At 66.8% G+C, this 4,472-nt stretch carries 5 protein-coding genes; 4 read left to right on the forward strand and 1 reads right to left on the reverse strand.

The window, feature by feature from the left end:
* The 4 genes from HMPREF9440_RS06630 to HMPREF9440_RS06645 form a co-directional block, all read left to right on the forward strand.
* The coding region (locus HMPREF9440_RS06630; RefSeq protein WP_008542688.1) for an ABC transporter substrate-binding protein at positions 1-920 on the forward strand (920 nt) is incomplete at its 5' end.
* Between the two features lie 291 nt (positions 921-1,211).
* Positions 1,212-2,318 carry a 2-aminoethylphosphonate--pyruvate transaminase gene (locus HMPREF9440_RS06635; protein ID WP_008542690.1) on the forward strand — a complete coding sequence of 369 codons (1,107 nt, stop codon included), beginning with the start codon at positions 1,212-1,214 and terminating at the stop codon, positions 2,316-2,318.
* A 32-nt stretch (positions 2,319-2,350) separates the two neighbouring features.
* Entirely contained in the window at positions 2,351-3,139 is a 789-nt protein-coding gene (gene phnX, locus HMPREF9440_RS06640) for a phosphonoacetaldehyde hydrolase (RefSeq protein WP_008542691.1), read from the forward strand.
* A 43-nt stretch (positions 3,140-3,182) separates the two neighbouring features.
* On the forward strand, positions 3,183-3,893 hold the full coding sequence (locus HMPREF9440_RS06645) for an HAD family hydrolase (RefSeq protein ID WP_008542693.1): 711 nt from the start codon (positions 3,183-3,185) through the stop codon (positions 3,891-3,893).
* A 41-nt stretch (positions 3,894-3,934) separates the two neighbouring features.
* On the opposite strand, the gene HMPREF9440_RS12010 is transcribed toward HMPREF9440_RS06645, so the two are convergent.
* On the reverse strand, positions 3,935-4,472 hold a 538-nt coding region (locus HMPREF9440_RS12010), incomplete at its 5' end, for a TatD family hydrolase (protein ID WP_245523582.1).

Here is a 4,472-nt window from a genome sequence, read left to right on the forward strand (position 1 = left end):
CCGCCCCCGCCGGGAACACCTCCGCGCCTCCGGTCGTCATCTACACGAACGCCGACGAAGAAGCCCAGGTGGCGATGAAGAACGCCCTCGACAAGAACGGCCTCAAAGGCGCCTACCTGATGCAGGGCTTCGGGACGTCGGAGTTGGGCGGGAAGTTGGTCGCCGAAGGCACCAACATCGAAGCCGACGTGGTGACGATCAGCACCTACTATCTGGAGAGCCTCCAGAAGCAGAAGTCGATGTTCCTCCCGCTCGAAGGGAAGGTCCAGACGATCAACCCGACGCCCGACTACTACGCGCCGATCCTCGGGCTCTCGGGCTCCCTCTTCGTCAACACGCAGGTGCTCAAAGACGACGGCCTCAAGGCGCCGGCCTCGATCGAGGACCTCGCCGACCCGGCCTACGCCGGCCACATCGCGGTCCCCGACATCATGGGGAGCTCGACCTCCTGGCTCATGACGCAGGCGATGATCGCCGAAAAGGGTGAGGAGGCGGGCGCCGCCGTCATCCGTCAGATCGAAAAGAACGCGGGCGCCCACCTGGAAAAGTCGGGCTCGGGCCCCCTGAAGAAGATCCGCGCGGGTGAGGTCGCCGTGGGCTTCGGGCTTCGCCACCAGGCGGTCGCCGACAAGGCGAAGGGCCTCCCCATCGACTTCATCGACCCGAAGGAAGGGAACTTCACCCTGATGGAGGCGGCCGCGGTCGTCAACAAGGGTGAGAAGACCAACCCGAACGCCCAGAAGGTCGTCCAGACGATCATCCAGTTCGGCCGCACGGAGCTCCTCCGGAACTATCCGGTCGCGCTCTACCCGAACGAAAAGGTGACGGCGGACAACCAGCCCGCCAACCCGAAGCAGTTCCCCGAACCGCTCACGGTTGAACTCCTTCAGAAGCACCAGAACCTCGTGAAGGGCCAGTAAGGCGGCACGCCGCCCCCGAGCTACGGCCCTGACCCGCCGGGACCGCAGACGCCTTTCCGGATTCGATCCGATCCGATCCGCTTCACTTCACCGCACCGACCCCGCCTCCGCCCGACTTTCTCCGAAACGAAACCCCGGCGCCCGGCGTCCTTGAAGACGCCGGCGTGGGGTCGGCGCATCCCTGAAGTTTGACCGAAATTTCACAAGTCATTGATTCTCAAGGATTTTTCATTCATGTCCTTCGAGAACTCAACAGCCGCAACTCACGACCCAAAGAGACCCCAAGAGACCATGCTCAACCACGATCCCAACACCTACAAGCTCCTCACGCCCGGTCCGCTCACCACGTCGCTCACGGTGCGCGAAGCGATGCTCGTCGACCGCTGCACCTGGGACGACGACTACAAGCGGATGACGCAGGAGATCCGCGCCGAACTCCTGAAGCTCGCCCACTGCGGCGACGACTTCACGACGGTCCTCATGCAGGGGTCCGGCACCTTCGGGGTGGAGTCCGTGCTCTCGAGCCTTCCGGGCGCGAAGGACCACGTGCTCGTTCTCGTCAACGGCGCCTACTCCGAGCGCATGTGCCAGATCCTCGCGCGCCACAAGGTCGCCTTCTCGCGCATCGACTTCGCCTGGGACGAGACGCCCGACGCCCGCGTCGTGGAGGCCCACCTCGCCCGACACCCCGAGGTCACCCACGTCTCGATGGTCCACAACGAAACGACGACGGGGATTCTGAACGACGTCGCCTCGGTCGCGAAGGTCGTCAAGGCCGCCGAGCGGATCATGATCGTCGACGCGATGAGCTCCTTCGGCGCGGTCGACGTCGACATGCCGGCCCTCGGGATCGACGTCCTCATTTCGTCCGCCAACAAGTGCATCCAGGGGGTGCCGGGCTTTTCCTTCATCATCTGCCGCCGAAGCGTCATCGAAGCCGCGGAAGGCAACGCCCGGACGGTGTCGCTCGATCTCTACGACCAGTGGCGCGTTCTGGAAAAGGACGCGGGCAAGTGGCGCTTCACGTCGCCCACGCACGTCGTCGCCGCCTTCCGGCAGGCGCTCCGCGAACTCGACCTTGAGGGCGGCGTCGCCGCCCGCGCCGCGCGCTACGCGCGCAGCAACCGCCGTCTTCGCGAAGGGATGGAGGCGCTGGGCTTCAAGCCCTACGTCGGCCCCGAACACCAGGGCCCCATCATCACGACCTTCTTCTACCCCTCGGACGACTTCCGCTTTCCGGAGCTCTACGCGGCCTTGAAGGCGAAGGGCTACGTCATCTATCCGGGGAAGCTCACCCAGAAGGAAACCTTCCGCCTGGGGAACATCGGCGAGATCTACGACGAAGACGTCGAGAAGATCCTCGCGCTTTTTGCGGACGTCGTCCGCAACCGCCGCTAAACTCCATTGAACCCACCATTCCTGGAATTCTCATGAACCATATCGAATGCGTCGTCTTCGACTGGGCGGGCACCACCGTCGACTTCGGGTCGCTCTCCCCGGTCTCCGCCTTCCGTGAAGCCTTCCGCGCGTACGGCGTCGAAGTCACCGAAGCCGAAACCCGCGCCCCGATGGGGATGCTCAAGATCGACCACATCCGCACGATGCTCGCGATGCCCGACGTCGCCGCGCGTTTTGAGGCGGCCTTCGGCCGGGCGCCGACGGACGCGGATGCGCATGCCGTCTACGCGAAGTTCGAGCCCGCCCTGATGGCGGTATTGGACCGCCACTGCGACCTGAAGCCGGGGCTCCTCGAGTGCGTCGCGGAACTTCGCGCCATGGGCCTCAGGATCGGGAGCACGACGGGCTTCACCCGGAAGATGATGGACGTCGTCGAGCCCGCCGCCGCGCGTGCGGGCTACGCCCCCGACGCGGTCGTCACCGCCGAAGACGTGGGCGGGAAGGGCCGCCCCTGGCCCTTCATGGTCTTCAAGGCCATGCGGCTGCTCGAGGTCGCCTCGGTCGGCGCCGTCATGAAGGTGGGCGACACCGTCTCCGACGTGAAGGAAGGGCTCGCCGCCGGCGCCTTCACGGTGGGCATCACCGACGGCTCCTCCGTCATGGGGCTCTACCGCGCCGAATGGGAGGCGCTCGACGACGCCTCCCGCGCCCGACACCGTGACCGCACCGCCCAGGTCTTCCGCGACGCGGGCGCGCACGCCGTCATCCGCGACCTCACCGAACTCCCGGCGCTCGTGCGCCAGCTCTCAGGCCGCGGCTGATTTCTCTCAACCACAACCCGCACGAACCACACGAATCCAACCGATGACCGAAACCGACTTCGACTTCCGACTCCCCGACGGCCGTGAGGCGGCCGCCGCCGTGTTCGACCTCGACGAGACGCTCATTCACGGCGACTCGACGCTTGACTGGACCGACTGGCTCTACCGCTCGGGGACGACCTCGGATCCCCGCTACCGGCAGGTCGCGGTCGAGATGGCGCACCGCTACCGCGAGGGGACGCTCGACATCCATTGGTTCGTGCGGGAGACGGCGCCTGCGGTCGCCCATCTGACGCCGGTGCAGTTCAACGCGCTCCTCACGCGGTTCGTGCGCGAAACCGTGCTCCCCAAGGCCTACCCGGAAGGCGCTGCGGTGATCCGTGCGGCGAAGCGCCGCGGGATTCCGGTGCTGATCATCTCGGCGACCGTCAGCTTCATCGTGAAGCCCGTCGCCGAGGGTCTCGGCGTCGAGGAGGCGATCGGGGTCGACGTGGCGTTCAGGGACGGGATCCCCACGGGTGAGATCGTGGGGACGCCGTCCTTCCGCGACGGGAAGGTGACGCGCCTTCGCGAATGGGGGAAGGCCCACGGCATCCGCCCCGAGGACGTGATCTTCTTTACGGACAGCCGAAACGACCTGCCGCTCGCACGCGAAGCCGGTCACTGCGCGGTGGTGAACCCCGACGACGTGCTCCGTCAGGAGGCGTTGCTCAAAGGTTGGCCGATCCTCAGCTGGGGCGCCCAGGCGCACTGATTGCCATTGGTCCGAGTCGGACGGCTCGACCGACCCGGCGTTCAGAGGCCGAGCTTCGCCCAGGCCGAACCGGCGCCCGCTTCGATCGCACCGGCCAAGCGCGGGAACGCGGCCAAGGCGTTCTCCATCGACACCCGCACGGCCTCTTCCGGACTGATCCCGCGAAGGGCCGCGGCGTGTCCCAACACCTCCGCCATGTCGGAGGGTCGGCTCTCTTCGCCGCGGTCGCGCCGCGTCGTGCTCGGCATGTCGGGGGCGTCGGTCTCCAGCACCCATCGGTCGGCGGGAAGTTCCGCCAGATGCCGCCGGATCCTCAGGCTCCCGTCGTAGGTCGCGGCGCCGCCGAAACCGAGCTTCCAGCCCATCGCGAGGAAGCGGTCGCGCTCGACGTCCGACCCGTTGAAGGCGTGGATGACGCCGGGGACCTCGGGAAGGCCCGCCCGGCGCATCGCCCACTGAAGCCGCGAGGCGCTCTTTCTCAGGTGCACCGACATCGGAAGCGCATGCCGCCGGGCGAGCTTCAGCATCCTCAAAAACACCGTTTCGGCCCACGCCTGGTCCATCGGCACGACGCCGTCC

The organism is Sutterella parvirubra YIT 11816, from assembly GCF_000250875.1.
Classification (GTDB): Bacteria; Pseudomonadota; Gammaproteobacteria; order Burkholderiales; family Burkholderiaceae_F; genus Sutterella; species Sutterella parvirubra.